Here is a 22,789-nt window from a genome sequence, read left to right as displayed (position 1 = left end):
TTGTTTCAGAAGTATGCAGTACTGAGCACCTATAGCCCACACGTCCATGAAATCAAAGAATTATAAACCACATCCGGCCCTGAGGGACCTCGTGAGTTATTTGGGTATCTACGAAGTAGATTTTACCCAAAACAAGGCGCTGTCAAACATTTACAGGTTTGTGCCCGCCTATCAGCGGTATATTATATTTTACCTTGAAGACCCGATCAAAGTAATGAAGGCGGGTAAGAATGATTTTGTTACCAAATCGGTTTGTGTAACCATCGGGCCACAGGAGCAGGCCGTAACCCTGGACATGGGAAGCCGGCACCTGGCGCTGTGTATCTGTTTTCAACCCAGTGGCCTGCACCGCCTGCTGAAGATCCCCATGTCTGAAATATACGACCAGGATTTTGATACCCGCTTACTAATGGGGAATGGTAATGAAATTGATGAAATCACTGAACGGTTGAAGGAAGCAGACGATTGGGACCACATGATAAGTATCGTTGAATTTTATCTCCTTAAAAAAATATCCCAGGTAAAGCCGATACTACCGGTAGATAAAGCCATGGCAGTATTGGTGAATACCGGTGGAAGCGGCACCATAGAAAGCCTGGCATCGCTTGCCTGCCTGAGCCTGCGGCAGTTTGAACGGAAATGTACCGAACGGCTGGGGATGCCGCCCAAACAATATGCCCGGCTCATCCGGTTCTGCAAAGCCTACCAGCTGAAAGAACTGTTCCCGGAAAAGACCTGGACCGAAATCGCCTATAAAAGCGGTTACTATGACCAGATGCATTTTATCCGCGACTTCAAAAAATTTGCAGGCATTACCCCTTCCTTTATCCATGAAGAAGAACTCACCAATACCATCCGGCTGCATAAAATAATGGTGTAAAGGCAAAAGATGTCGCTTTTGTACTATGTCCCTGCCATTAATCACGATAATTTCGCCGTAATCAACGTACGACCTTTCTCCATAGGAGTAGCATCCCAATACCTGTATAGAACGCCATTCTAAAATCGGGTAACAAGTCATCCAGCGTTGGTTACCCCAAAATCAATATCATGTTTACCTGTAGGCGGGCTATTTACATAGCCGGCTCTATAAATAAATATGATGGCGATCTTCTCCTCACTATCATCATTTTTAGAAAAAATTCTCTGCAGGATTGATTACAATTGTAAAAATTGACGGAGCAATATGCGGTTAAAATTTTATTCCACGTTACTGTTAGGTGCCTGCTATCTCAGTGCAGGGGCGGTTACACAGGATACCATTCCGCCAACGGTGGCTGAAAATGCCCGGCTGGAACTGGTTTCAAAACAATTCGAATTTACGGAAGGCCCCGCTGCCGATAAAAAAGGGAACATCTATTTTACAGATCAGCCCAATAATAAGATCTGGAAATATGATACCAAAGGGAAGCTGTCTGTTTTTTTAGAGAAAGCGGGTCGTGCCAACGGATTGTATTTCGATGGCAAAGGCAACCTGGTAGCGTGTGCAGATGAGAAATACGAGTTATGGTCCATCTCTCCCAAAGGAAAAATAAAGGTGCTGTTAAATAATTTCGGCGGCCATCAGTTCAATGGCCCCAATGATATTTGGATAGCCCCCGGCGGCGGGATGTATTTCACGGATCCTTATTATCAGCGCGACTACTGGGAGCGTAAGCAACCAGATATGAAAGAAGAAAAGGTTTACTACCTGGCTCCCGGCGCCAAAGAAGCCGTAGTGGCTGCGGCAGATATCAAGAAGCCCAATGGCATTATCGGTACCCGCGACGGGAAACTGGTGTATGTAGCAGATATCGGCGCAGGCAAAGTATACCGCTATAACGTAAACGCAGACGGCAGTTTAACCGGCCAATACCTCATGGCGGAAAAAACATCTACAGACGGGATTGCGCTCGATGAACAAGGCAACCTTTACCTGTGCGGAAATGGCGTTACCGTAGTCAATAAAGACGGGCAGAAGATCGGCCACATCCCTGTTCCGGAAGGGTGGACAGCCAACGCCTGTTTTGGCGGAAAAGATAATAATATCCTGTTCATCACCGCCGGCAAAGGCATCTATACCCTGCGCATGAACGTAAAAGGTGGTGAATAACACCCGGAAGTTGTAATATTGCGGTCAGAAAAAATTACGATTATGTCAGTTGCGATGGATATCATGCGTGCACTGGATCCTGGGGGATTGGAAAGGTTTAAGATTAACCTGGATACACCCGCAGAACCGGAAAAGATAGGAGAGGTGTGGACGCTGAAAGTAGTGCCTTTTGAACAAACCGAATCTGCCCGGAAAGCCTTTAACCAGCTGTTTGATAATAACAGAACTGCCAAATCATGGGTAGTGGAAAATAAGGAAGAAGCTATTGCAGTAGTACAGGAGTTATACCTGCAATATGCGGATAAACTGCCGCAACCCTTTGATGAAACGCAACTGCATATCGGTCATTATCCACCCACGGGCCGTTACTCGATCCTCATTCACGTTAAAGATATCTGGGAATAAAAAATGCATCCGCAATTTTTTGCGGATGCATATGGAAAATGCTTTGCCCTGCATCTGACAAACATGATACGGTTCAAAGCATGGAGCATTTTGCTATTGCCGGCACTTTTTTTTGCTGCCTGTTCTACCAGGGCCTGTGATGGCGCCTGATGAAGCACGGCTGCACGAAAAGGCAAAAGCATTGCAGCAATACGCAGTGAAGCATGGTTATAATACCCGCTACGCTTTCCTGATCGATTTCAGCGTGTTTTCCGGTGGCAAAAGATTTATCTGTTACGACCTGCTGCATCATAAAATAAAGAGTGCCGGTTTGGTGGCGCATGGCCAGGGACCGGATTTCCGCGCAGAAAAGGTGGTGTTTTCCAATGTTTCCGGCAGCCGCTGTTCTTCCCGTGGTAAATATCGTATAGGCGGTAAGTATAGTGGGCGGTTTGGTACGGCGTATAAATTATATGGCCTGGATAGCAGCAACAGTCGTGCGTTCGACCGGTTTGTAGTATTGCACAGCCACGCCTGTGTACCCGCAGCTGCACAGGAGCAGGGCATTTGCCGCAGCGATGGATGTCCTACACTGAACCCCGCTTATTTTGCTACGCTGCAACCTTACATAGATACCTCTTCCCGCCCTTTGTTGTTATGGATTTACGAGTGATGCGTTCTGCAGATAGAGTTCGTAGTACCGTTTTACCAGCATATTGATAAATCTTTTTAGATAGGTTTCGTTCAGGAAAGAATTGGACCAGTTGTGGTACCGGTCGCACTGAACGCCCAGGTAAAAGAAATACATGCATACGCCCAGTGCCGGGATCAGTCTTTGCTCTTCCGCGCTGAGCGGGGTGATAGCCGTATAGCCTTCAAGGAAACGGTCTACCTTAGCCTGGCATTCGGGCATATCGCGGATCAGGCTATGGAGTTGCAGGATATAATAGGCCACATCCAGGCATTGCCAGCCATTGCCGCAGAAGTCGAAATCAAAGAGCGTAATTTCCTGGTCGGGGCGAATATTCATATTGTCGAACCAGATATCCATATGTACCACGCCCTGCCGGATGGCAGCAGGACCGGCTTCCTGTAATACCTGTAAAAGATGCGCCTGCGCGGTAGCCATGAAGGCCATTTCCGGCGTACCTGCCGGAAGGAATTTTTTTAGCGACTCCAGTGGTTCCACCAGCAGGTTTTGCGCCGTATAAGTAACCCTGTTCAGGGGTACGGACTGTGTAAGCTGGTGCATGCGGGCCATGACCATACCGGCTTTTACATGTACTTCATCATCGTAGTGCAGCAGCTTTTCTCCTTCGGCAAATGAAAACAATACGCCATACCGTTCGCCTTCCGGCGCGTTCAGGGTTTGTATAAAATGGCCCTGTTTGTCGGCTAGCGGCCACGATACCGGGATGCCGCCTTCTTTCAGCAGCAGCAACAGCCGCAGCTCTTCGGAAATGTCTGTGACGGTTCTCCAGTTCAGGCTGTATACGCGGAAAATATATTTACCGGCAGAAGTGGTCACCTGGTAGGTATCGTTCACGCCTGATTTAATCAGGTGGCAGGTGACGCTGTTGGCTACATTGTATTGTGACTGCACGAACAGCGCCAGGTGCGGCGCAGAGAGATTGGAACTGGAAACCGGGAAATGACTCATGAACTGCGCTTTGAAATGAAAAAGGGCATCAAATATAGGGAAATAAATTTACTGCAGCTTATGCAGCGGCAGGTTTAACCGCATGATAAGGTCCGTTTGTATTTCAGTTCCCAGCTGAAACGGATGCGTGGTAAACTCCGAGAAGCCGTTTTTGCGGTAGAAGTCAATGGCTTTGGTATTGTGTTCCCATACGCCCAGCCACAGGAAAGGGGCGCGGGCTTCCATAGCAAGGTTCACTGCCTGGTTGAAGAGCTGCTGACCTACTTTTTTCCCCTGGTGCGACTTTAAAACGTATATGCGTTCCAGTTCTACCGCCCGGCTGTTGTACAGCTCAGATTGTGCCGATCTGAAATTTACTTTCATATAGCCGATCGGCTGATTTTTCAGCATGGCAAAATAGAATTCAGAATCCGGCTCGGTCAGCTCCGCAGTTAATTTGGCAATACTGAAATTATCCTGCAGGTATTGTTTCATATTTTCCGGTGTATTGTCTGCTGCAAAGCTCTCCTGGAAGGTTTCACGGGCTATTTGCTGCAACAGTTCCACTTCAGCTGTAATTGCCGGCACGATAAGTATTTCATTCATTTTCTATGGCTTATATTATAATAGGATCTATTTTTACTAAAATTCGGGTTTATGTCAGGTCTCAAAAAAATTATACTAACAGTACTGGCGCTCACCATTGTAACAGGTACCCTGATGGCGGGGCGTTATATTTTTACGGGCAAACATCTCTCCAAAAAATCAATAGCAGCTGTTCCGGCTGTACAGGAAGGGGATATCATTTTCCAGGTATCCCAGTCAGACCTCAGCACAGCCATTCAACAGGCTACACATTCCAAATATAGTCATTGCGGAATAATTTTTAAGAGAGATGATCAGTGGTTTGTGTACGAAGCTTTACAACCGGTAAGATATACCCCGCTGATGCAATGGATTAACAGGGGAAAGGGACGGCATTTTGTGATAAAAAGGCTGAAAGATGCCGGCGCCGTGCTCACGCCGGCGGTGGTAGCTAAAATGAAGACCGCAGGGGAGCAATACAACGGAAAGGACTACGACTTTTATTTTGGCTGGTCTGATGAGCGGATTTATTGTTCTGAACTGGTATGGAAAATTTATAAAGAAGGAACCGGTCTTGAAGTGGGTAAGCTCCAGCAGCTGAAAGATTTTGACCTCGGCAGTGCGGCCGTAAAGCAGCAAATGAAAGAGATCTATGGCAACAATATCCCTTTGTCGGAGAAAATTATTTCACCGGTAAGCATGTTTGAATCCCCCTTGCTGGTAACGGTGGCAGAGTAAATGAACGGTGTTTTCAGGAAAAATGTCTGATTCTCAGATGAACTTGTTATTTTACAAGTTTGAAAGTTTTTCTATCATGATGAGAATACTACCTGTCGCCCTTTGCTTCCTGATGCTCACCGCCACCTGCGCGGTAGCACAAACGAAAAAGCTGGATATTGTTTTTATCGGCAACAGCATTACGCAAGGCGGCGGCCTGCCGCACCCGTTGCAGGAAGCGCCTCCTGTAAGGGCATGGGAATGGCTGAAGCGCGCTATGCCGGGCCGCGAGGTGCAATACAGCAACCAGGGCGTAAGCGGTTCTACTACAGTGGATTTTCTACCTGCTACCCGTCGTTTGTTCAATAACGTTACAGCGGCAGCGGATGCGTTTAAAAATGATCAGAACGCCATCCTGGTATTTTCGATGGTGCTGGGCACCAACGACAGCGCCATCGAAGGTCCCAACGGATCGCCGGTATCACCCGAGCAATACCGGTTAAATGTAAAAGCGATTATCGACCAGCTGTTTACTAACTACCCGGGCTGTATCATTATTTTGCATCATCCCATCTGGTATAGTGCCAATACACAAAACAGTTCCCGGTACCTCGCCGAAGGGCAGGCCCGGTTGCAGTCTTATTTCCCGGTTCTGGATGCCATCGTTACCAGCTATCGCACCACCCATCCCGGACAGGTGTTCACCGGTTACCGCGACGGGTTTAACTATTTTAAAAAGCACCCGGAACTGTTTATCCAGGAGCAGGGTAAAGCCGGCGTTTTCCAGCTGCACCCCAATGCAAAAGGCGCAGAAGTACTGGGTACTTTCTGGGCGCAGGCCATTAAAAAAGTTGTAAGCAGTATAAAGTAACATCATGAAAGGGGTTATCACACTTATCTGCACCTTGCTGCTGCCGGATTTTCCTTCTGCCTCCGCAGTGGAATTTCATGAGGGCAGGTTGTATCTCATAGGAGATGACGCCACCTGTATCCAGGTGCTGGATAAGGATTACTGCGTTATTAAAAGTATTCCCATCTCCAGCCTGACAGATAAGCGCATTGCAAAAGCGGAGAAAGCCGACTATGAAGCTTCTGCACTGATTGCCCTGCATGGTAAAACATACCTGCTGGCATCCGGCTCGCTGGCAACGGAAAAGCGCCGCCAGCTGATGCTGCTGCCGCTTCCGGATGGCGACTCCGCCAGTATCCAGTTTATTCCTTATCCGCCGGCCTTTGCCACGCAGCTGCTGAACAGCGGGATCAATGAGCTGAATATAGAAGGCGCCGCAGTAGTGAATAATACTTTGCTGCTGAGTAACCGCGGCAACAACACCTGGCCGCAAAACCAGCTGATACTTACTAAGCCGGGCTTCTGGGAACAGGCAGTTCCGCCGGTTAGCGTAGTGCCGTTTACGTTACTAACGCCAACGCCTGTATTTGCCGGCGTATCAGAGCTTTGTTACGTACCGGAAAAAGACCTGTTACTATGCACTTTATCTTCCGAAGCCACCGCCAATGCTTACGACGATGGCGATATTGGCGACAGTTATATTGGCTGGATCAGTAACATCTCCCGGAAATTATCACAATCCACCCTTACGCCCGATGGCATGCTCAATTTAACCACAGCAGATCCTGCTTTTAAAGGCGAAAAGATAGAGGGCATTTGCCTGGAAAGTATACGGGATAACGTTCTTACGCTTCACCTGGTATCTGATAATGACGCCGGCGCCAGTCGTTTGTTTAAAGTAGATTTTACTATTACTACCAACTAAATAATCTTAAAATTATGGATATACAATTTGATGAACGAACACTGTATGTGAAGTATGATGAAGATATTGACAACACGATCTTCTGGGAGGATGTAACGTATATCGCAGGATACAAAGTATATGCGTACCCGGGAGAAGCGGCTTTCCTGGTGTTTAAAACAATGGAAGGTGAAACACTGGAAGTGTCGGACGAAATGAGCGGCTGGCTGGAACTGCTGGGCGGATTACATACCATCTTTAAACTGCCGGTGGGCTGGGAAGAACAGCTGGCAGACAGCGAGCCGGATGGAGATGATATTGTTTTTTATACGAAATAGACAGCAAAGGCGCAGTGCATAAACAGTACCGGGCCTTTGCCATAATTATTCTGCCTGCAGGCTGTTCACAGGATTTGCCAGCGCTGCTTTCACTGCCTGGAAACTCACGGTGATCAGGGCTATCAGCAAGGCGCCTCCACCTGCTACGATAAATACCCACGCATTCAGCGGCACGCGATAAGCGAAGTGCTGCAACCAGCTGCTCATGGCCCACCACGCCAATGGGAACGCAATTACGGCGGCTACTACTACCAGCGCCAGGAAATCTCTCGACAACAGTTTTACAATGCCCGCTACGCTGGCGCCCAATACTTTCCGGATACCAATTTCTTTTGTTCGCTGTGCAGCCGTGAAAGAGGCAAGGCCAAATAACCCTAAACACGCGATAGCAATGGCAAACAGGGCGAATACGAAAAGGCTTCCCATTGCACGCCTGGCTTTAGTTTGAAGAAGGTTTGCGTCATGGTGCCATGCCAGTTTTCCATGTTACGACGGAACCATTGCTCGTTGCAGACACTTACCGTGGAGATGATAAAGTCGGGCCGGAAATAGGTATTGGCAGGCACGTTTTTTAATACCCCGGTTACGCGGTAGTTCTTTTCGTTGATGGTTAATATTTTATTAAGATAGCTGCTGACATTGTTTTCTTTTCCGAAATACTTTTCCGCTTTTTCTTCGGTGAGCATAATGCCATCTGCATCGTTCATCGCGGTGCGGGCATTACCTGCCAGCAAAGGATAGGGAAGTACTTCCAGCAGGGTGCTGTCGGCAAAGTAGATGCCCTTTTCATTAAACTTTTTCTGATCACCGCTGTTGCTGCTTACCGCCGTATTACTACCGTATTCAAAGATCCGTGTTGCCGTTGTTACCTGCGGATATACCAGCAACGCCTGTCGCAGGAAACCAGAGGTGTTGGCAAAGGCAATCACATCATTGGTTTGGGTTTTTACTTCCATGCCGGCGCGGTACACCTGTTCGTGCCCCGGTATCCAGCGGTCGTAGCTGTATTCATCGGTTACATACAGCGTAATAAAGAAACAACCGGTAAGGCCGAGTGTAAGACCGGTAAGGTTTAACAGGCCATGTGTAAGGTGCTTGCGGAAATTCCGCCACGCGATTTTAAACTGGTTGCCGAACATAGAAGGATGTTAAGGCCATTGCGGCGCTAAGAAAATGCCAATCTTCTGCTTATTGGTTATCAACGCGTAATGTAATAAAAACAGCCATCACGTTGTCCGTTTTTATGGAGAAGTGTTCATTTCCGGACAGGCAAGGTTTTATCTTTTCCCGGGATTAAATTAGTTAGATTAAGAGAGTCAATCCCCAACAGGATAAATTTATCTACCGCAAAATATTGGCGGTGATATTAGTCTATTGATTTGGTAGACTAAAAACTTGTTGTTACTTTTAACGCTGTAAACTGAAAATCTAATATCGCATCATCAGCCCACTAGTAGTAAGCTGTTTTATAAAACCGGCCCTGGTATATCAACAGGCATCTGAAAAGACGCCCGTACTGCTGCAGGCATGGCAACAACCTGCACGGGGCCTCAAAATTCACCTATGGACTCTTTTTACATTCGTTCTTTAAAAGAAAAATGGAGGAGCGCACTATTACTGCTCGCGCTATTAACTCCTTTATACCTGCTTGCGCAGGAAAAGCGTACAGGCGTTACCGGTACCGTGCAAAATGAAAAGCACGAAGGGCTGCCGGGGGTATCCGTAACCGCTAAAAATGAATCTTCGGGAGCAACGGTATCTACACAAACCAATGCTGGCGGTACTTTCCGTTTCCCTGACCTGGTAGTTGGAGCCCCTTACAGTTTCCGGTTTACCTCTATCGGTTACGAACCTACGCAGTTGGGTAGTATTACGTTGCGGGAGAATCAGCCGGTGGCCGTTGTCCTGAAAGAATCCAGTTCCTCGCTTAACCAGGTGGTGGTAGTAGGATATGGCGTACAGCGCCGCCGCGAAATAACGGGCGCCGTGGCCTCTGTGCGGGCGGCCGATCTGAAGGATCAGCCGGTAACCAGCTTTGAACAGGCCATTGCCGGTAAAGTAGCCGGGGTACAGGTATTGCAGAATACCGGCGCGCCGGGAGGCAGTATCAGCGTACGTATCCGCGGACTGAACTCTATCTCCGCAGGCATTGATCCGCTGTATGTGATCGATGGCATTCCCTTGTCGAACGACCTGAAGAACTTACAGGGGGCTACGGATATGGTAAACATCACCGGGCAGGCATCTTTCCAGAAATCCCCTGACCCGCTCAGCACCTTAAACAGTGATGATATTGCTTCCATAGACATTCTCAAAGATGCTTCCTCTGCTGCTATTTACGGCTCCCGCGCTTCCAACGGCGTAGTACTCATCACCACCAAAAAAGGGAAAACCACTGGTCCACCTTCCTTTGGATATAACATGTACGCCGGCTTTCAGCAGGTGAGTAAAAAAATAAAGCTGATGGATGCTTATCAGTGGGCAAAGTTCAGCTTCGATGCCAAGAACAATGCCTACCTGGATTTCAAACCTTCCGGCAGCATCACCGATGATAACGCTACAAGAGGCAGTTCCAATTACCAGATTGCACCGGAAATATTGCCTTACCTGGCGGGAGATGCGGGCCTCACCAACACCGACTGGCAAGATGCCCTGTTCAGAACAGCGCCTATCCAGAACCATACGCTGTCGGCCTCCGGTGGCAATGATAAATTCCAGTACTACATTTCCGGCAACTACCTCGATCAGCAGGGGATCATACTCGGCTCCGGCTATAAAAGATACGGACTGCGGGCCAATCTCAATGCAGAACTTACTTCCCGTTTAAAGATAGGCGTTACCGTTAATCCAACCTTTGATCATTATGATCTCATCAACAGCGAAGGTCCCTGGACCTTTGACGGGATCCTCAGCAACGCATTGAAAGCATCGCCGGTATTCCCCGTGTATAACCCCGACGGATCGCTGGCTACCAACCGGCAGAATGTGTGGGCCTATGGCTATTCCGGTGGTGAAAATCCCGTAGCGCTGGCCACGAAGATCAAAGATAAACTGGATCACGTGCGCAACCTGGGCAGCGCCTGGGCGGAATATGAAATCATTAAGGGACTGAAGTTTAAAACCTTCTTTGGTACAGATATCAATCACTTCAGCCGGAACTATTTCCGGCCTTCCACACTGGGGAGTTACCGGCCCATTCAACAGGCGGCGCCTACTATTCCGAAAGGATCGGCACAAACCGCATTGTCTGTAAACTGGCTCTGGGAAAACACTTTGAACTACCAGTTCAATATCAATAACAAGCACCGGTTTGATGTGCTGGCGGGATATACGTCACAAAAGAATACTACCAAAGCCAACGAAACCTATGGCACTGGCTTTCCTAACGATGCCGTACAAACGTTAAATGCTGCCACCATTACCAGCGGTACTTCCACGGAATCGCAGTGGTCGTTGCTTTCCTATCTTGGAAGGATCAACTATAACTACGATGATAAATATTTTGTGTCGGCCAGCATCCGCAGCGACGGATCTTCCCGTTTCGGCGCCAACAACAAGTGGGGCTACTTCCCCGCGGTATCAGGCGGCTGGCTGATCAGCAACGAATCTTTCTTTAATATAAAAGCCATCTCTGAACTGAAAGCCAGGGTGAGCTATGGTACTTCCGGTAACTTCCAGATTGCCAACTATGCAGCGTACGACCTGCTGGCCTCCAACGGTTATGTGTTGGGCAACGGAAGCGGTACCGCAGTAAATGGCGTAGGACTGGCACAACCGGCCAACCCCGATCTTACCTGGGAAAAAACAGTACAGCTTAATGCCGGTCTGGATATTGGGTTGTTTGCCAACAGGATTTACCTGAGCGCCGATTACTACCGCGCCACTACTTCCAACCTGTTGCTGGAAGTGCCGGTACCGCTGAGTTCCGGCTTTGGCAAGGCGTTGAAGAACATTGGTAAAGTACGCAACTCCGGCGTGGAGTTCGGACTAACTACCCGCAACTTCACCGGTCCGTTTACCTGGAATACCAGCTTTAATATTGCCGCCAATAAAAATGAAGTGCTGCAACTCGGCGCAAATAATGCCCCTATCATTTCCGACGGTGGTAATGGTACCATCTCACAGTTATACATCACCAAAGTGGGCGCGCCCATAGGCAGCTATTATGGTTATGTAAATGGCGGCGTTTTCAAAAACCAGGCGGAAATAGACGCCTATCCGCATTATGCAAGCACCAAACCCGGCGATCGCAGGTTCATTGATGTAACAAACGACAAGAAAATTGATGCATCGGACAGAACAGATATCGGCAGCTACTTCCCCAAATTTATATGGGGCCTCACCAACGAATTCCGCTACAAAGGCTTTGATCTCACGGTATCACTGCAGGCATCAAACGGTAATAAGGTGATGAACCTGCAGCGCCGCTTCCTGTACAACAGTGAAGGAAATGCCAACCAGATGATCGAAGAAACGGGTTACTGGAAATCGCCTGCAGATCCCGGTGATGGCAACTCCATGCGTCCTAACAGGGTTACTACCGGCAACAGTACGCAGCCCAGTTCCTTCTTTGTGGAAGATGGTTCGTATGTGCGTTTACGTAATTTAACGATTGGCTATACTTTCAATCAGCGACTGTTTAATAATAAGATCCAGGGCCTGCGCGTGTACCTGTCGGGGCAAAATATTTATACCTGGACCGACTACACCGGTTATAACCCGGAAGTGAATGCCCGGCCCGATGCGCCGTTGTCGCAAGGGGAGGACTACGGTACCTATCCGTTGCCCAGAACATTCACCGCAGGTATTAATCTTTCATTTTAAAAACAGGAACTTATGCAATTAAATATCACAAAAGCAATAGCAGGCTTGTCGCTGGTAACGGTTATAACTTCCTGCAGCAAAAACTTTATCAATCTTCCGCCGGTATCCAATCAAACAACGGCTACCTTCTTTAAAACCACCAGCGATTTCCAACAGGGTGTAAACGCTATCTATGATGGATTGCAGAATACCCGCAGCTATGGAAAATCGGCTTACTACCTGATGGAAGTAAGAAGCGATAATACGGATATCCTCGACCGTGGTGCATTGGGTGGCGTGGCTTCACAGATCGACCTGTTCACCGAAACCACTACCAATCCCTTTCTCACCGATGTATATGCAGGCGCCTATCTTACTATATCCCGCGCCAACGCAGTACTGGACCAGATTGATGCCGCCGCTATCCCGGATTCTTCCAAAAAACAATTCAGGGGCGAAGCCCTGTTCCTGCGGGCCTTTGTTTATTTCGACCTGGTGCGGTTGTATGGCAAAGTGCCGCTGGTAACGAGAGTGGAAACAACCACGGAGTCGCTGAACGATAAACGGAATGAAGTAACAGAAGTATATGCGCAGATAGAGAAAGACCTGCAATCCGCCGCCACCCTGCTTCCTGCGGTATATACTAACGTGAACGACTATGGGAGAGTAACCGCCGGTAGTGCCAACGGCCTGCTGGGAAAAGTATATGTAACAGAGAAGAAGTGGAACGATGCTGCCACTGTACTGAAAAACGTGAACGGATATACGCTGCTGGCAGATTATGCTGCACTGTATAACCCCGCTGCCGGTCTTAATGCAGAAGTATTGTTTACCATCCGTTTTAAAAAAGGATTAAATCCTTCCGAAGGAAATTACTACTTCACCGACATGGTGCCGTTTTCTTTTTATTATAACGGTGTCGCCTATGGAGGTTCTAACAATAACCGGCCTACGCATGATATCGTGTCGGCTTATGAAGCCGGCGACAAGCGGCTGATCGCCTCACTGGATACTGTTTCGTACAAGAATGCCACCACCACACAGCCCGGCAATTACGTAAAGAAATATTTAGATCCTCCCGGCGCAACCGGCGATGGTGGCAGCAGTTTCCCGGTATTAAGATATGCGGATATATTGCTGCTCCAGGCGGAGGCATTAAATGAACAGGCATACAGCGCTGCCACCGGCGCTAACACGGCTTTTGGCTTCCTCAACCAGGTACGGCGCCGCGCCGGACTGGCCGATAAAACACCCGCTGAGCTGCCCAACCAGGCCAGTTTCCGCGATGCCGTTTTTGCAGAGAGAAGAGTGGAGCTGGCTTTTGAAAATAACCGCTGGTTTGACCTGGTGCGTTATTCAAAAGGACTGGCCATTATGCAGGCACACCTGAAGAACGAGTATAATCTTACTACGCCGGCGCTTACACCGGCAAGACTATTATTTCCTATACCACAAAGCGAGATAGATATTCATAACGATCCAGCCAATTTCCCTCAGAATCCTTGATGGTAGATGGTTTGAACTAAAAAGAGAGCAGGATGAAGCGATTTGTTTTTATGTTGCTGGGAGCATTAGCTATGCTCCCGGCAGGGGCTCAGTATGCCGGAGACTCCGTATGGGTAAAAGAGCATTATTATAAAGAAGAGCGGCAGATCCGTATGCGTGATGGCGTACATCTTTTTACAGCCATCTATATACCAAAAGACAGCAGTGAGCAACATCCTGTTTTGATAACGCGCACGCCTTATTCTGCTGCGCCTTATGGGGCGCAGCAGTTTAGCCCTAATCTCTGGAATACTTACTGGAACAGCTATGTACAGGAGCATTATATCATCGTGATACAGGATGTACGTGGCCGCTGGATGAGTGAAGGACAGTTTAAAGACATTCGTCCTTTTATTCCGGGGAAGAAGGGAACGGAGATTGATGAAGCCAGCGACACGTATGATACCATCGATTGGCTGCTGGAAAATGTACCGGGAAACAATGGCAAGGTGGGCGCCTTTGGTATTTCGTACCCGGGCTTTTATACCACAATGGCCGCTTTGAGCGGGCACCCTGCATTGAAGGCGGTGAGTCCGCAGGCGCCCGTGACCGACTGGTTCCATGGCGACGACTTCCATCACAACGGCGCTTTTTTCCTGATGGATTGCTTTGGCTTTTATACAAAAGGATTTGGTTATCCGCATCCCGCGCCCGTGTGTGTAGCACCGGTGCAGGCGTTGAAGTTGCCTTGTGCCGATAACTACAGCACTTTTCTGAAGATAGGTACTATCAAAAATTTTACCCGGCTAACCGGCGATAGTCTTACTTTCTGGAAAGAACTGATTGCGCACCCGCAATACGACAGTTGGTGGAAGGAGCGTGACCCGCGGAATTATGTGGCGCAGATAAAACCCGCGGTGCTGGTAGTAGGTGGCTTGTTTGATGCAGAAGATTGTTATGGCGCGTGGAATTTATACAAGGCCATTGAGCAACAGAACCCGGCAGCCCATTTTAATAAACTGGTGATGGGGCCGTGGTATCATGGGCAGTGGGCCGGCAACGATGGCACGCACCTGGGCCATGTGCAGTTTGGGAGTAACACTGCGGCATGGTACCAGGAGCACATAGAAGTGCCCTTCTTTAATTATTATCTCAAGGGAAAAGGAAATTTGCAGGACCTCGCAGAAGCAAATATCTTTTTCAGCGGGGAAAACAAGTGGCATCAATTTGACAAGTGGCCACCGGTGGCAACGGAGCAGGAGATTTTTTTACAGGGTAATGGGGGGCTATCGTGGAAAAAGAGCAGTACCGGCTTCAGTGAGTATGTGAGTGATCCGGCGCATCCCGTGCCGTATACGGAGGATGTACATTACATCCGCACCAGGGATTATATGACCGATGATCAGCGTTTTGCTTCGCGCCGTGCCGATGTGCTGACTTTTGAAACGGATACGCTCAAAGAAAGTTTGACTGTTGGTGGTCCTGTAACCGTGGATCTTCGTGTAAGCATTACCGGTAGTGATGCGGATTTTGTGGTAAAAGTGATAGACGTGTTCCCTGACGATTTCCGCTATGAGGATACGCCACCGCCGAATAAAACCCGTGATGCTGGTGGGCCTTATCCTCTGGGCGGCTACCAGATGCTGGTCCGGGGAGATATATTCCGCGGGCGGTTCCGGGAGAGTTTTGAGAAGCCGGCGCCTTTTACGCCGGGCAAGGTAACGCAGGTAAAGTTCCAATTGCCTGATGTAGCGCATACCTTTCAGAAAGGCCACCGGCTGATGATCCAGGTGCAAAGCAGCTGGTTTCCTTTAGCAGACCGCAATCCACAGCAGTTTATCAATATTTACGAAGCAACAGAAAAAGACTTTGTAAAGGAAACCATCCGTATTTATCATGATGAAGCGCATCCCTCCGGCATTATTTTGCCGGTGCTGAAATGATCAGATGCGGCGAAAGTAGATTTCGAGTTTCATCTGCCGTTTTTTATTTTTAAAGATTTCCTCATCTTCCCGGAAGATGACCAGTTCTTCCGGGTTCATAGTCCGGATTTTAAAGGTGATGCCGTAGCCGCCGCCTTCCTGGAGGGTGAGTTGTTTGGTTTGGAGATCGATGGTATATGCCTCATATCGTTGGCCGCCGTCTTCCAGTACGCCATTGTCTTTAAACACCATTACATCATCGGGACTAAAACTGGAATCTGTTTTATCAAAGGTTTTTTTGCCGTCTTCAACGCAACTCATCACGGATTTTACCGGCAGCCACCGGCCGGTGATTTTGCCGTTGGTTTGGTTAGGCTTTGCGTTGGTACAGGCCAGGTAGAGAAAAGAGCTCACTAAAAGGGAGTATATACTATTCATATTCCGTATCTTTAAATATCAACAAATTGTTTCCCCATGCGTATAGATTACTCTACGGCGATGGCGGTGTTTACAATTACCAGCGTGTTGACAGTTGTGGGATTCGTGCTTTTAATGAAGCGTAAAATATGGTCAGAAGTGGTGCCGCTCCGCCGCATCGTTTTGAACGATAGAATTATCAGGCTTGCAATGCATTGTCCGTACTTTTACACCCCAAAGGTAGTGTAATATAAAATTGGCACAAGTTTTTTACCGAAATACTTACATTATTATTTTACGGCAAATATTAAAGTTATGGCAGATAACATTGCGGCGCCATTTATTCCGGCGCAGTATACGGGTGAGGCTACTACAACTTCTGAGGTAAAAACACTGGTTCATGAAGCGGCGGCGCGGGATTTTTTTAAAACGGCGGTTGCGCGCCTGCTGGATGTAAATAACTGGGCTACGCTCAGCGGAAGTATGTCGTCGGGGTTTCAGTTAACCGATCTGGCCGGGAAACCGGCTGCCGGCGATGCGGAAACGGGCATGTACATACGGATTGATATTCCCGGGCCGGGTACCAATGCAGGGAAGGGGTTCGACTGGGTAAAGATTGAGCAGAAGGAGCATGTGGTACTGAATGAGCACCAGGAAGTATTTTTTATCAGGGCCCGGCCGTCGGAGCATCCTATCCAGAAGAGTGCGGGTATTGCACATTTTCTGCGCAAAGAAGCCAGTAGTTCCTTTGTATTGGTGCGTAACAACGCGGAAATAACTGCCACTGTTTACGGACGTAATGAGGTGCCAAATACACAAACCAATGATCTGGGCGACAGGATCCGGAATGCGGTGGTAGGCGCTACCGGCGCCGTTGGTATATCAAAACTGCAATGGAAGGCACTGGTGAACGGCCTGCTGGCATAATATTTACAGCTGTTGCGCCCTGTCAAAAAAACTAAACGATTTCATTTGTTGCTCTACCTCCTCAATGGCTTTCATTAGGTTATTTTTCGTATCTGTCAGCGCGGTAAGAGCCACCACCATTTTATTCCACACGGGTTGCATGTCGGTGATGAGTGCTTTCCCTTTTTCCGTGAGCACGATAAGCCGTTTCCTTTCGTCTGTTTTATCTTTCTTTGAGCGGATCAGCTTTTGTTTTTCCAGTTCTTTCAGCAGGCTGATAGTAGAGGGGTGGGAGTACCCGATTTCCATGGCTATTTCCACTACGCTGAGTACCGGTTTCAGGTGCAGGGTATAGATAACCGGGAACCATTTTGGTTCAAAGTCGATCCCATTGGCCTTGTAAATCTGCAGCCCGTCTTTCCGCAGCTGATCACTGAGTCGCTGCAACCTGGTAGAAATAGCCAGTATCCCTGATTCATCAATTACATTTGTCATGCTTCTCAATCATTAATGTGTAAGTGATAAAATACATTATCTGCATTCATCAGGGGAAAATACGACGGTAAATCCGTTTTTTTTATTTCTTTAAAGTGGTTGCGCTCATAGAAGCGGCGGGCGGCAGCGAGTTTGTCGACCGTGCCCAGGTACAGATCTGTTATCTGTACTGATTTGCAATAGGCGATCAGTTCTTCGAGCAGTTGTTGTGCAATGCCATATTCCTTCCCGCGGAATTCCTTTTTCACAAACATTTTCCGGATGGCGCCCGCCTGGTGCCCGATGCTTATCAGTGCGATAGTACCGGCCAGTTCCCCGTTTACAAATCCTCCCCAGAAACCGCCGCCGGTCTGGTGGTAGTTTGTTTCAATATCGTGCAGGTCGGGCTGGTCTTCGAGTGTAACCGGCACATTGAATTCCTTTTGCTGGATGGGCAGGATGATGTCAATTATCTCCTGGCAATATTGATTATAAATTGGTTGTATAACAGGTGTTGTACTCATTGGTATTCATTTATGGTACAAAACTACGTAGTTGACTACATAAATAAAAATATTTTTTGTGGAGTACGCAGGTGGGCTGCCCAGATGAGGGTTAAGTGATGTCAGGATAAGGACTTTGACGCGAATCAAAAAGTACTTGTTTTACTGTTCTGTTTTTTCGTTACGTGCTTTTTGTCCTGTATCCAATAAAGGCCTCTGACCTTTTCACCTTCTACTATAAATTCTATAGTTGTTGGAATTCTTTTGACTACAGGTAAATAGAATATGGTTTGTGACTGGGCAAGCAAGGGCATGTTTGTGCCGGTTTTATTCGAAAGATCCGCATATAACCTGCTCCCTTCCCTGTGAATATTGATATAATTGGTTGTATCTTCCATGAACGTATAGCTACCAATGTAGCTATCCAGAATGGCATCGGGTATTTTTAAATCTTTATAGGAGGTTTTTAAGTACTTACCCATGACCTGAACGATAACATTTTCAAACAGTCTGAAAAAAGCATCATCATCAGAATTAGATAATCCGGCTATAAAAATGTCCTTTTCCGGAAAGTAAATTTCACTGGCTCTGAAGCCATCTATTGCTCCGCCATGACCAATGGACCTGTTTCCCTGAAAATTCCTTATAAACCAGCCATATCCATATTCGGAAGAATCACCGGTTGAAAGTCTAAATGGTGTAAATGCTTTTTCAAGTGTTTCTTTTTTTAGCAGTTTATATGAATACAAAGCCTGATGCCACTTAAACAGGTCAGAAGCATTTGAAAGTAATGCACCGGCGCTAAAGACCTGATTCATGCTTATGTACCCAACATTTCGGTTGCCGGTACTATCTTTGGTATAGCCGCATGCCCTATTCATAATAATCTGTCCCGGCTGGTTATAATAAGTGTTGGTCAGGCCCGCTGGCATGAAGATATTCTCCTGTAAATATTGGCTATATTTCTTTCCTGTTATTCTTTCAATAATATATCCTAATAATAAATAATTGGAGTTGCTGTAATTATATTTTGTTCCTGGTATAAACCCCAAAGGCAACTTGGCGATACTGTCAATAAGTTGCTTCGGTGAAAGGTCGATGCGTATTGCATTTGGGATGTGAAAATCCAAAACCTCATAGTCAACCAGGCCTGAAGTGTGTGTCAGCAGGTTTTCGACTGTAATAGTATGTCCTTTATAGGGAAAGTCTTCAACAAACTTCGATATACTATCCTGCAAGGAGATTTTCCCCTGTTCAACTAATTGTAGGACAGCTACGGCCGTATATTGTTTGGTTATGGAACCTATTTGGAAGATCATTTCCGGGCGCATGGGAACATTCAGCTCTTTACTGGCGGTACCAACACCTTTTTCATAGATTACTTTTCCTTTTTCAGCCACTAAAAAGACAACCCCCGGGGCAATTGAATTGTAATTGCCGGCAATTAGCTGATCGAGCTTTTCTGAATGGTTTTTCCCTCCAAATATTTGTGCTGAAACAGGCATTGCAAACAATAAGAATAGCAATTGTAGTAAGTTCACTCTTTTCATATTAAACTTTTGTTGCAAACTTCGGTTTAAAAAATTGAGTGAGGCAAAATATAGTATCTCAAATCCAGATTTGAGATATTGTTAAACCCCTTTGCCGCTTGCCTTTTGTTCCCGGTGGTCACAAGAGAAGGAAACGCAGGGCCATACAGTTTACCGTTGAAATCCGGAAGTTATCAGTTTGGTGTTTAATCAGCTTTATGTTGTAAGTATGCATTGATAATTATTAAAATCAGTGAATTAGGGCATAAATTTGACCAATGAGTAAAAGTGCTTTAAATAAATCGAATTATCTATGAGAATTGCAATAGTTGGTGCTCACCGGGTAGGCAAATCAACCCTGGCGGAAGAACTTCTGGTGAAACTCCCCGGGTATACACTCGAAATAGAACCATATTATCAACTGGAAGCATCAGGATATGAATTCTCAGAAATTCCTACAGTTGAGGATTTTATTGAGCAGTTTAATTATTCGGCCAGGCTGATTTCCAAAGGCGAACACAATGTAATATTTGACAGATGCGTGATTGATATTTTAGCCTATCTGCATGTTATCGACCCGGGTTTGAATATTCAGAAGCTATTTGAAACAGCTCAAACTGTCATTGCCGGGATCGACCTTCTCGTATTTGTTCCAATAGAAAAACCGGATCTGATACCAGGCCATCAGGCAGACCTGCCAAAACTAAGGGGGCTGGTTAATGATTTATTGCATGATTGGATGGAGGATTTTGGTATCGGGACAATTGAAGTGAGTGGGAATTTATTGAACCGCAGAGACCAGGTACTCGCTAAAATTTCCTGATGGGCCCGAGGCTATCTTACAATTTATTCTACACTCCCGACATTGTCTTAAATTCAGTGGGTCTCATATTCGTCAATTGGTGAAAATTATTGCTGAATGCAGATATATTGGAATATCCAATCTCATAGGCAATTTCGGTCATAGTCAGATCACTGTCTTTAATCAATTCCATAGCCCGGATAATCCGCAACATTTTTACATACTGAATATAGGTGATGTGAAGTTTTGTCTGAAATAATCTTGTCAAACTTCTTACGCTCATTCCCCATTGTTTGGCCGTATCTTCTAAAGCAAGGTTTTCATTCAGCCGACTTCGCAGCTGACCAACAATAGCCTGGAGCCGCTGATCATCGGTAGTGGGAAGTTGAATCGAAAACTTTTTAAGGTTTTCTTTGGACAGCACGTTCCCCAGTGTTGTTAAAAACTCAAACTCCCACGATCCTTTGAAATAATCACCGTGCCATTTTCCGCTAAAAGACAGCATTTCAGATAAGAGCTTACTCACGGGATAAATGCCCAATTCATTATAGAATTCGCCGGAACTTTTTCCGGGAAAATAAATGTTTATGATATACAGATCCTGCGTGTTGAACATCAGGTTGTGCGGATAATTTTTAGGTATCCAGATATAATGATTGGATGGAATATAGAAATCCTTTTCGCCTGTTTGCAGATAGGCAATTCCTCCAAAAACCAATAGTAACTGAGCTTTATCGTGTTGATGTGAAGGCAAACGTTGTTCGGTTTGCTGCCGCACCACCAGGATAGAGTCAGGATGCTGGTCAACGCTATTTATAAGTTGCTTAAGAATACTCACGTGGCCAAATATAACAAATATTAGGCTAATTATATAAAATGATGGTTTGTTGGCTGGAGTAATTTTGCTACGGAAATAATAGTAGAATCATAATGAAACAGAAAATTATAAACCCTGATAAAGGCGTTGAGCTTGTGGCACAAAACAAACCTTGTAATAATGCAGCATGCCATTCAGCAGAAGAAATTGACGCACTTAATATCTACTGGCTTGCTAATGCTAATCCTTTCACGCCCATAATGGATTTAACATTTGTCTTTGATGCATTAAAAAAGATGGTAAATCCAGTTTTGGGAGCCATACTGCTACTATCCGCACACTCTCTCCATGCCCAGGATGCAGAAGCTACCCCGGCATTGAGTTTGGAAGAAGTATGGAAAGCCGCCGAAACAAATAACCGCCAACTAAAACTATCGGATTTAAATCTTCAGCAAAGCAATTTAGAAGTACTTGAAGCCAAAGACCGTCTGCTACCGGACCTTTCAGTAGGTGGAGATGTAAAACTCAATTCAAAATTTCTCATTTACGATAATGGATTATTCTCATCTCCGCAAGATGTACCTGTAAAAGGCTATGGTTACGGAGTCGGATACAACTTCGATTTTAACCTCTTCAATGGTGGTAAAGACAGAAGAAATATCAAGATGAAGCAGGAAGAAGAGACACGGAAGCACTACGAAGCCGATCTGCAAAAATACAGCGTAAAATACAATGTTGCCGTTGCTTATTTCGATCTGTATAAATATCTGAACTTCCGTGATTTTATTGCTGCAGAAATTGCGGCTGAGAAAAAACAGCTATCACTCATCGAGAGCTTACACAAAAACGGTATTGTGCTGAATAGTGATGTGCTGAGAACCTCGGTGAAACTGTCACAGTTGGAATTAAGTCTTTCAGATATTGAAAAGAGAATCAGTGTTACCACCCAACGTCTCAATATCCTGATGGGGCGTGATAACGAAGCGCGGATAGCTATCACCTATCGGGGCGGTGTTGAAATGGAGACCGTTAAGGATGCTGATTACGCCGATTACCTGGCTATTGCATTCCACCAATCGCCGGAGTATAAGATGGTCAATAGCGATATTAAATTGAGTGAGATAAATATCAGGCAAATTAAAGCTGGGTTGTTACCTAAAGCTTCCCTGTACTCCAATTACAATTATACGTATCCGCAGATCTCATTTTATCCTTACTCGAATGATTTATGGTCATTTGGACAAACAGGAATCAAGGTGCAGTTTTCTATTGATAACTTATACAAAAGCAAACATTCTATTGCGCGTGCCCAGGTCGTAAATAATCAGGCAAAAGAAAAAGCCAACATTAAGAAGGAGGAAATTTCAATTCAGGTAAAAGAAGCCTATTTACAACAGCAACAGGCTTTGGAAAGTGTAGCAACAGCAGAAAAAAATATCACTAAAACTGCCGAAACCGTTCGGGTCATCAGAAACAGTTATCTCAACCAGGAATCACTTTTGACCGATCTTTTGGAAGCGGAAAATGCTTTGCTGGAAGCAAAATTTAATCTGACAACTGCACAAGCAAATTTAAAAGTAAGTCATATCCGGTTACTCGCAATCGTAGGAATTCTTTAATAC

Annotated in this window: 23 protein-coding genes; 14 read left to right on the top strand and 9 right to left on the bottom strand. The window is 46.4% G+C overall.

Features of this window, described 5'->3' with window-relative positions; translation table 11 throughout:
* Nucleotides 1–46: 46 nt before the first annotated feature.
* The 4 genes from PV783_RS32000 (at nucleotide 47) to PV783_RS31985 (ending at nucleotide 3,149) form a co-directional block, all read left to right on the top strand.
* Complete coding sequence (locus tag PV783_RS32000; protein WP_420990852.1) at nucleotides 47–880, top strand: helix-turn-helix domain-containing protein; 834 nt, start codon at nucleotides 47–49, stop codon at nucleotides 878–880.
* Between the two features lie 306 nt (nucleotides 881–1,186).
* Nucleotides 1,187–2,092 (top strand): SMP-30/gluconolactonase/LRE family protein, encoded by a 906-nt coding sequence (locus tag PV783_RS31995; RefSeq protein WP_420990851.1) that lies wholly within the window; start codon nucleotides 1,187–1,189, stop codon nucleotides 2,090–2,092.
* A 42-nt stretch (nucleotides 2,093–2,134) separates the two neighbouring features.
* Nucleotides 2,135–2,497, top strand: a complete 363-nt coding sequence (locus PV783_RS31990) for a hypothetical protein (RefSeq protein ID WP_420990850.1) — start codon at nucleotides 2,135–2,137, stop codon at nucleotides 2,495–2,497.
* A gap of 139 nt (nucleotides 2,498–2,636) precedes the next feature.
* Complete coding sequence (locus PV783_RS31985; RefSeq protein ID WP_420990849.1) at nucleotides 2,637–3,149, top strand: murein L,D-transpeptidase catalytic domain-containing protein; 513 nt, start codon at nucleotides 2,637–2,639, stop codon at nucleotides 3,147–3,149.
* Here the strand turns inward: PV783_RS31985 and PV783_RS31980 are convergent.
* Both PV783_RS31980 and PV783_RS31975 read right to left on the bottom strand, forming a co-directional pair.
* The gene (locus tag PV783_RS31980) at nucleotides 3,132–4,136 is read right to left on the bottom strand and encodes a phosphotransferase enzyme family protein (RefSeq protein WP_420990848.1); all 1,005 of its coding nucleotides are present in this window, start codon (nucleotides 4,134–4,136) and stop codon (nucleotides 3,132–3,134) included. The two genes, PV783_RS31985 and PV783_RS31980, sit on opposite strands and share 18 nt — an antisense overlap.
* A 48-nt stretch (nucleotides 4,137–4,184) precedes the next feature.
* Nucleotides 4,185–4,721 carry a GNAT family N-acetyltransferase gene (locus PV783_RS31975; protein WP_079472099.1) on the bottom strand — a complete coding sequence of 179 codons (537 nt, stop codon included), beginning with the start codon at nucleotides 4,719–4,721 and terminating at the stop codon, nucleotides 4,185–4,187.
* Between the two features lie 51 nt (nucleotides 4,722–4,772).
* On the opposite strand from PV783_RS31975, the gene PV783_RS31970 reads away from it, so the two are divergent.
* The 4 genes from PV783_RS31970 to PV783_RS31955 all read left to right on the top strand — a co-directional run bounded on the left by PV783_RS31970 (nucleotide 4,773) and on the right by PV783_RS31955 (nucleotide 7,509).
* Entirely contained in the window at nucleotides 4,773–5,438 is a 666-nt protein-coding gene (locus PV783_RS31970) for a YiiX family permuted papain-like enzyme (RefSeq protein WP_420990847.1), read from the top strand.
* Between the two features lie 76 nt (nucleotides 5,439–5,514).
* Nucleotides 5,515–6,288 (top strand): GDSL-type esterase/lipase family protein, encoded by a 774-nt coding sequence (locus tag PV783_RS31965; RefSeq protein WP_420990846.1) that lies wholly within the window; start codon nucleotides 5,515–5,517, stop codon nucleotides 6,286–6,288.
* A gap of 4 nt (nucleotides 6,289–6,292) precedes the next feature.
* Complete coding sequence (locus PV783_RS31960) at nucleotides 6,293–7,192, top strand: DUF6929 family protein (protein ID WP_420990845.1); 900 nt, start codon at nucleotides 6,293–6,295, stop codon at nucleotides 7,190–7,192.
* A gap of 14 nt (nucleotides 7,193–7,206) precedes the next feature.
* Nucleotides 7,207–7,509, top strand: a complete 303-nt coding sequence (locus PV783_RS31955; RefSeq protein WP_079472096.1) for a hypothetical protein — start codon at nucleotides 7,207–7,209, stop codon at nucleotides 7,507–7,509.
* Between the two features lie 45 nt (nucleotides 7,510–7,554).
* Here the strand turns inward: PV783_RS31955 and PV783_RS31950 are convergent, their stop codons facing one another.
* On the bottom strand, nucleotides 7,555–7,935 hold the full coding sequence (locus PV783_RS31950; RefSeq protein ID WP_420990844.1) for an ABC transporter permease: 381 nt from the start codon (nucleotides 7,933–7,935) through the stop codon (nucleotides 7,555–7,557).
* On the bottom strand, nucleotides 7,884–8,648 hold the full coding sequence (locus tag PV783_RS31945; protein ID WP_420990843.1) for an ABC transporter permease: 765 nt from the start codon (nucleotides 8,646–8,648) through the stop codon (nucleotides 7,884–7,886). The genes PV783_RS31950 and PV783_RS31945 overlap by 52 nt, the downstream gene beginning before the upstream one ends.
* 424 nt (nucleotides 8,649–9,072) lie before the next feature.
* Between PV783_RS31945 and PV783_RS31940 the strand changes: the two genes are divergently transcribed.
* The 3 genes from PV783_RS31940 to PV783_RS31930 are packed head-to-tail and all read left to right on the top strand — an operon-like array spanning nucleotide 9,073 to nucleotide 15,740.
* The gene (locus PV783_RS31940) at nucleotides 9,073–12,333 is read left to right on the top strand and encodes a SusC/RagA family TonB-linked outer membrane protein (RefSeq protein WP_420990842.1); all 3,261 of its coding nucleotides are present in this window, start codon (nucleotides 9,073–9,075) and stop codon (nucleotides 12,331–12,333) included.
* A gap of 12 nt (nucleotides 12,334–12,345) precedes the next feature.
* On the top strand, nucleotides 12,346–13,818 hold the full coding sequence (locus tag PV783_RS31935) for a RagB/SusD family nutrient uptake outer membrane protein (RefSeq protein WP_079472093.1): 1,473 nt from the start codon (nucleotides 12,346–12,348) through the stop codon (nucleotides 13,816–13,818).
* 32 nt (nucleotides 13,819–13,850) lie between these two features.
* Complete coding sequence (locus tag PV783_RS31930) at nucleotides 13,851–15,740, top strand: CocE/NonD family hydrolase (protein ID WP_420990841.1); 1,890 nt, start codon at nucleotides 13,851–13,853, stop codon at nucleotides 15,738–15,740.
* On the opposite strand, the gene PV783_RS31925 is transcribed toward PV783_RS31930, so the two are convergent.
* A complete protein-coding gene (locus PV783_RS31925) occupies nucleotides 15,741–16,157 on the bottom strand; it encodes a hypothetical protein (protein ID WP_420990840.1) in 417 nt (138 codons plus the stop codon).
* 294 nt (nucleotides 16,158–16,451) lie between these two features.
* Between PV783_RS31925 and PV783_RS31920 the strand changes: the two genes are divergently transcribed.
* Nucleotides 16,452–17,063: a hypothetical protein gene (locus PV783_RS31920; protein WP_079472090.1), complete on the top strand. Its 612-nt coding sequence runs from the start codon at nucleotides 16,452–16,454 to the stop codon at nucleotides 17,061–17,063.
* A 3-nt stretch (nucleotides 17,064–17,066) separates the two neighbouring features.
* Here PV783_RS31920 and PV783_RS31915 read toward each other — a convergent pair whose 3' ends face one another.
* The 3 genes from PV783_RS31915 to PV783_RS31905 form a co-directional block, all read right to left on the bottom strand.
* Nucleotides 17,067–17,537 (bottom strand): MarR family winged helix-turn-helix transcriptional regulator, encoded by a 471-nt coding sequence (locus tag PV783_RS31915; RefSeq protein WP_079472089.1) that lies wholly within the window; start codon nucleotides 17,535–17,537, stop codon nucleotides 17,067–17,069.
* 5 nt (nucleotides 17,538–17,542) lie between these two features.
* Nucleotides 17,543–18,040 carry a GNAT family N-acetyltransferase gene (locus PV783_RS31910; protein ID WP_079472088.1) on the bottom strand — a complete coding sequence of 166 codons (498 nt, stop codon included), beginning with the start codon at nucleotides 18,038–18,040 and terminating at the stop codon, nucleotides 17,543–17,545.
* A gap of 125 nt (nucleotides 18,041–18,165) precedes the next feature.
* Nucleotides 18,166–19,569 carry a serine hydrolase gene (locus tag PV783_RS31905; RefSeq protein ID WP_420990839.1) on the bottom strand — a complete coding sequence of 468 codons (1,404 nt, stop codon included), beginning with the start codon at nucleotides 19,567–19,569 and terminating at the stop codon, nucleotides 18,166–18,168.
* 292 nt (nucleotides 19,570–19,861) lie between these two features.
* Here PV783_RS31905 and PV783_RS31900 point away from each other — a divergent pair, with 292 nt between their 5' ends.
* Nucleotides 19,862–20,371 (top strand): AAA family ATPase, encoded by a 510-nt coding sequence (locus tag PV783_RS31900; RefSeq protein ID WP_420990838.1) that lies wholly within the window; start codon nucleotides 19,862–19,864, stop codon nucleotides 20,369–20,371.
* A gap of 28 nt (nucleotides 20,372–20,399) precedes the next feature.
* Here the strand turns inward: PV783_RS31900 and PV783_RS31895 are convergent, their stop codons facing one another.
* Nucleotides 20,400–21,188, bottom strand: a complete 789-nt coding sequence (locus PV783_RS31895; protein ID WP_420990837.1) for an AraC family transcriptional regulator — start codon at nucleotides 21,186–21,188, stop codon at nucleotides 20,400–20,402.
* A gap of 92 nt (nucleotides 21,189–21,280) precedes the next feature.
* Between PV783_RS31895 and PV783_RS31890 the strand changes: the two genes are divergently transcribed.
* Nucleotides 21,281–22,786, top strand: coding sequence for a TolC family protein (locus PV783_RS31890; RefSeq protein ID WP_420990836.1), 1,506 nt, complete (start codon nucleotides 21,281–21,283; stop codon nucleotides 22,784–22,786).
* Nucleotides 22,787–22,789: the final 3 nt, after the last annotated feature.

It is taken from the genome of Chitinophaga sp. CC14 (assembly GCF_048957795.1).
Taxonomy (GTDB): Bacteria; Bacteroidota; Bacteroidia; order Chitinophagales; family Chitinophagaceae; genus Chitinophaga; species Chitinophaga ginsengisegetis.
This window is presented reverse-complemented; position numbering and strand designations above follow the sequence as displayed.

Coding starts and splice junctions, on each gene's coding strand:
- PV783_RS31955 (WP_079472096.1), top strand. CDS start 7,207: ATGGATATACAATTTGATGAACGAACACTGTATGTGAAGTATGATGAA.
- PV783_RS31965 (WP_420990846.1), top strand. CDS start 5,515: ATGATGAGAATACTACCTGTCGCCCTTTGCTTCCTGATGCTCACCGCC.
- PV783_RS31925 (WP_420990840.1), bottom strand. CDS start 16,157: ATGAATAGTATATACTCCCTTTTAGTGAGCTCTTTTCTCTACCTGGCC.
- PV783_RS31995 (WP_420990851.1), top strand. CDS start 1,187: ATGCGGTTAAAATTTTATTCCACGTTACTGTTAGGTGCCTGCTATCTC.
- PV783_RS31985 (WP_420990849.1), top strand. CDS start 2,637: ATGGCGCCTGATGAAGCACGGCTGCACGAAAAGGCAAAAGCATTGCAG.
- PV783_RS31990 (WP_420990850.1), top strand. CDS start 2,135: ATGTCAGTTGCGATGGATATCATGCGTGCACTGGATCCTGGGGGATTG.
- PV783_RS31950 (WP_420990844.1), bottom strand. CDS start 7,935: ATGGGAAGCCTTTTCGTATTCGCCCTGTTTGCCATTGCTATCGCGTGT.
- PV783_RS31975 (WP_079472099.1), bottom strand. CDS start 4,721: ATGAATGAAATACTTATCGTGCCGGCAATTACAGCTGAAGTGGAACTG.
- PV783_RS31905 (WP_420990839.1), bottom strand. CDS start 19,569: ATGAAAAGAGTGAACTTACTACAATTGCTATTCTTATTGTTTGCAATG.
- PV783_RS31945 (WP_420990843.1), bottom strand. CDS start 8,648: ATGTTCGGCAACCAGTTTAAAATCGCGTGGCGGAATTTCCGCAAGCAC.
- PV783_RS31910 (WP_079472088.1), bottom strand. CDS start 18,040: ATGAGTACAACACCTGTTATACAACCAATTTATAATCAATATTGCCAG.
- PV783_RS31920 (WP_079472090.1), top strand. CDS start 16,452: ATGGCAGATAACATTGCGGCGCCATTTATTCCGGCGCAGTATACGGGT.
- PV783_RS32000 (WP_420990852.1), top strand. CDS start 47: ATGAAATCAAAGAATTATAAACCACATCCGGCCCTGAGGGACCTCGTG.
- PV783_RS31900 (WP_420990838.1), top strand. CDS start 19,862: ATGAGAATTGCAATAGTTGGTGCTCACCGGGTAGGCAAATCAACCCTG.
- PV783_RS31930 (WP_420990841.1), top strand. CDS start 13,851: ATGAAGCGATTTGTTTTTATGTTGCTGGGAGCATTAGCTATGCTCCCG.
- PV783_RS31960 (WP_420990845.1), top strand. CDS start 6,293: ATGAAAGGGGTTATCACACTTATCTGCACCTTGCTGCTGCCGGATTTT.
- PV783_RS31970 (WP_420990847.1), top strand. CDS start 4,773: ATGTCAGGTCTCAAAAAAATTATACTAACAGTACTGGCGCTCACCATT.
- PV783_RS31890 (WP_420990836.1), top strand. CDS start 21,281: ATGAAACAGAAAATTATAAACCCTGATAAAGGCGTTGAGCTTGTGGCA.
- PV783_RS31980 (WP_420990848.1), bottom strand. CDS start 4,136: ATGAGTCATTTCCCGGTTTCCAGTTCCAATCTCTCTGCGCCGCACCTG.
- PV783_RS31915 (WP_079472089.1), bottom strand. CDS start 17,537: ATGACAAATGTAATTGATGAATCAGGGATACTGGCTATTTCTACCAGG.
- PV783_RS31940 (WP_420990842.1), top strand. CDS start 9,073: ATGGACTCTTTTTACATTCGTTCTTTAAAAGAAAAATGGAGGAGCGCA.
- PV783_RS31935 (WP_079472093.1), top strand. CDS start 12,346: ATGCAATTAAATATCACAAAAGCAATAGCAGGCTTGTCGCTGGTAACG.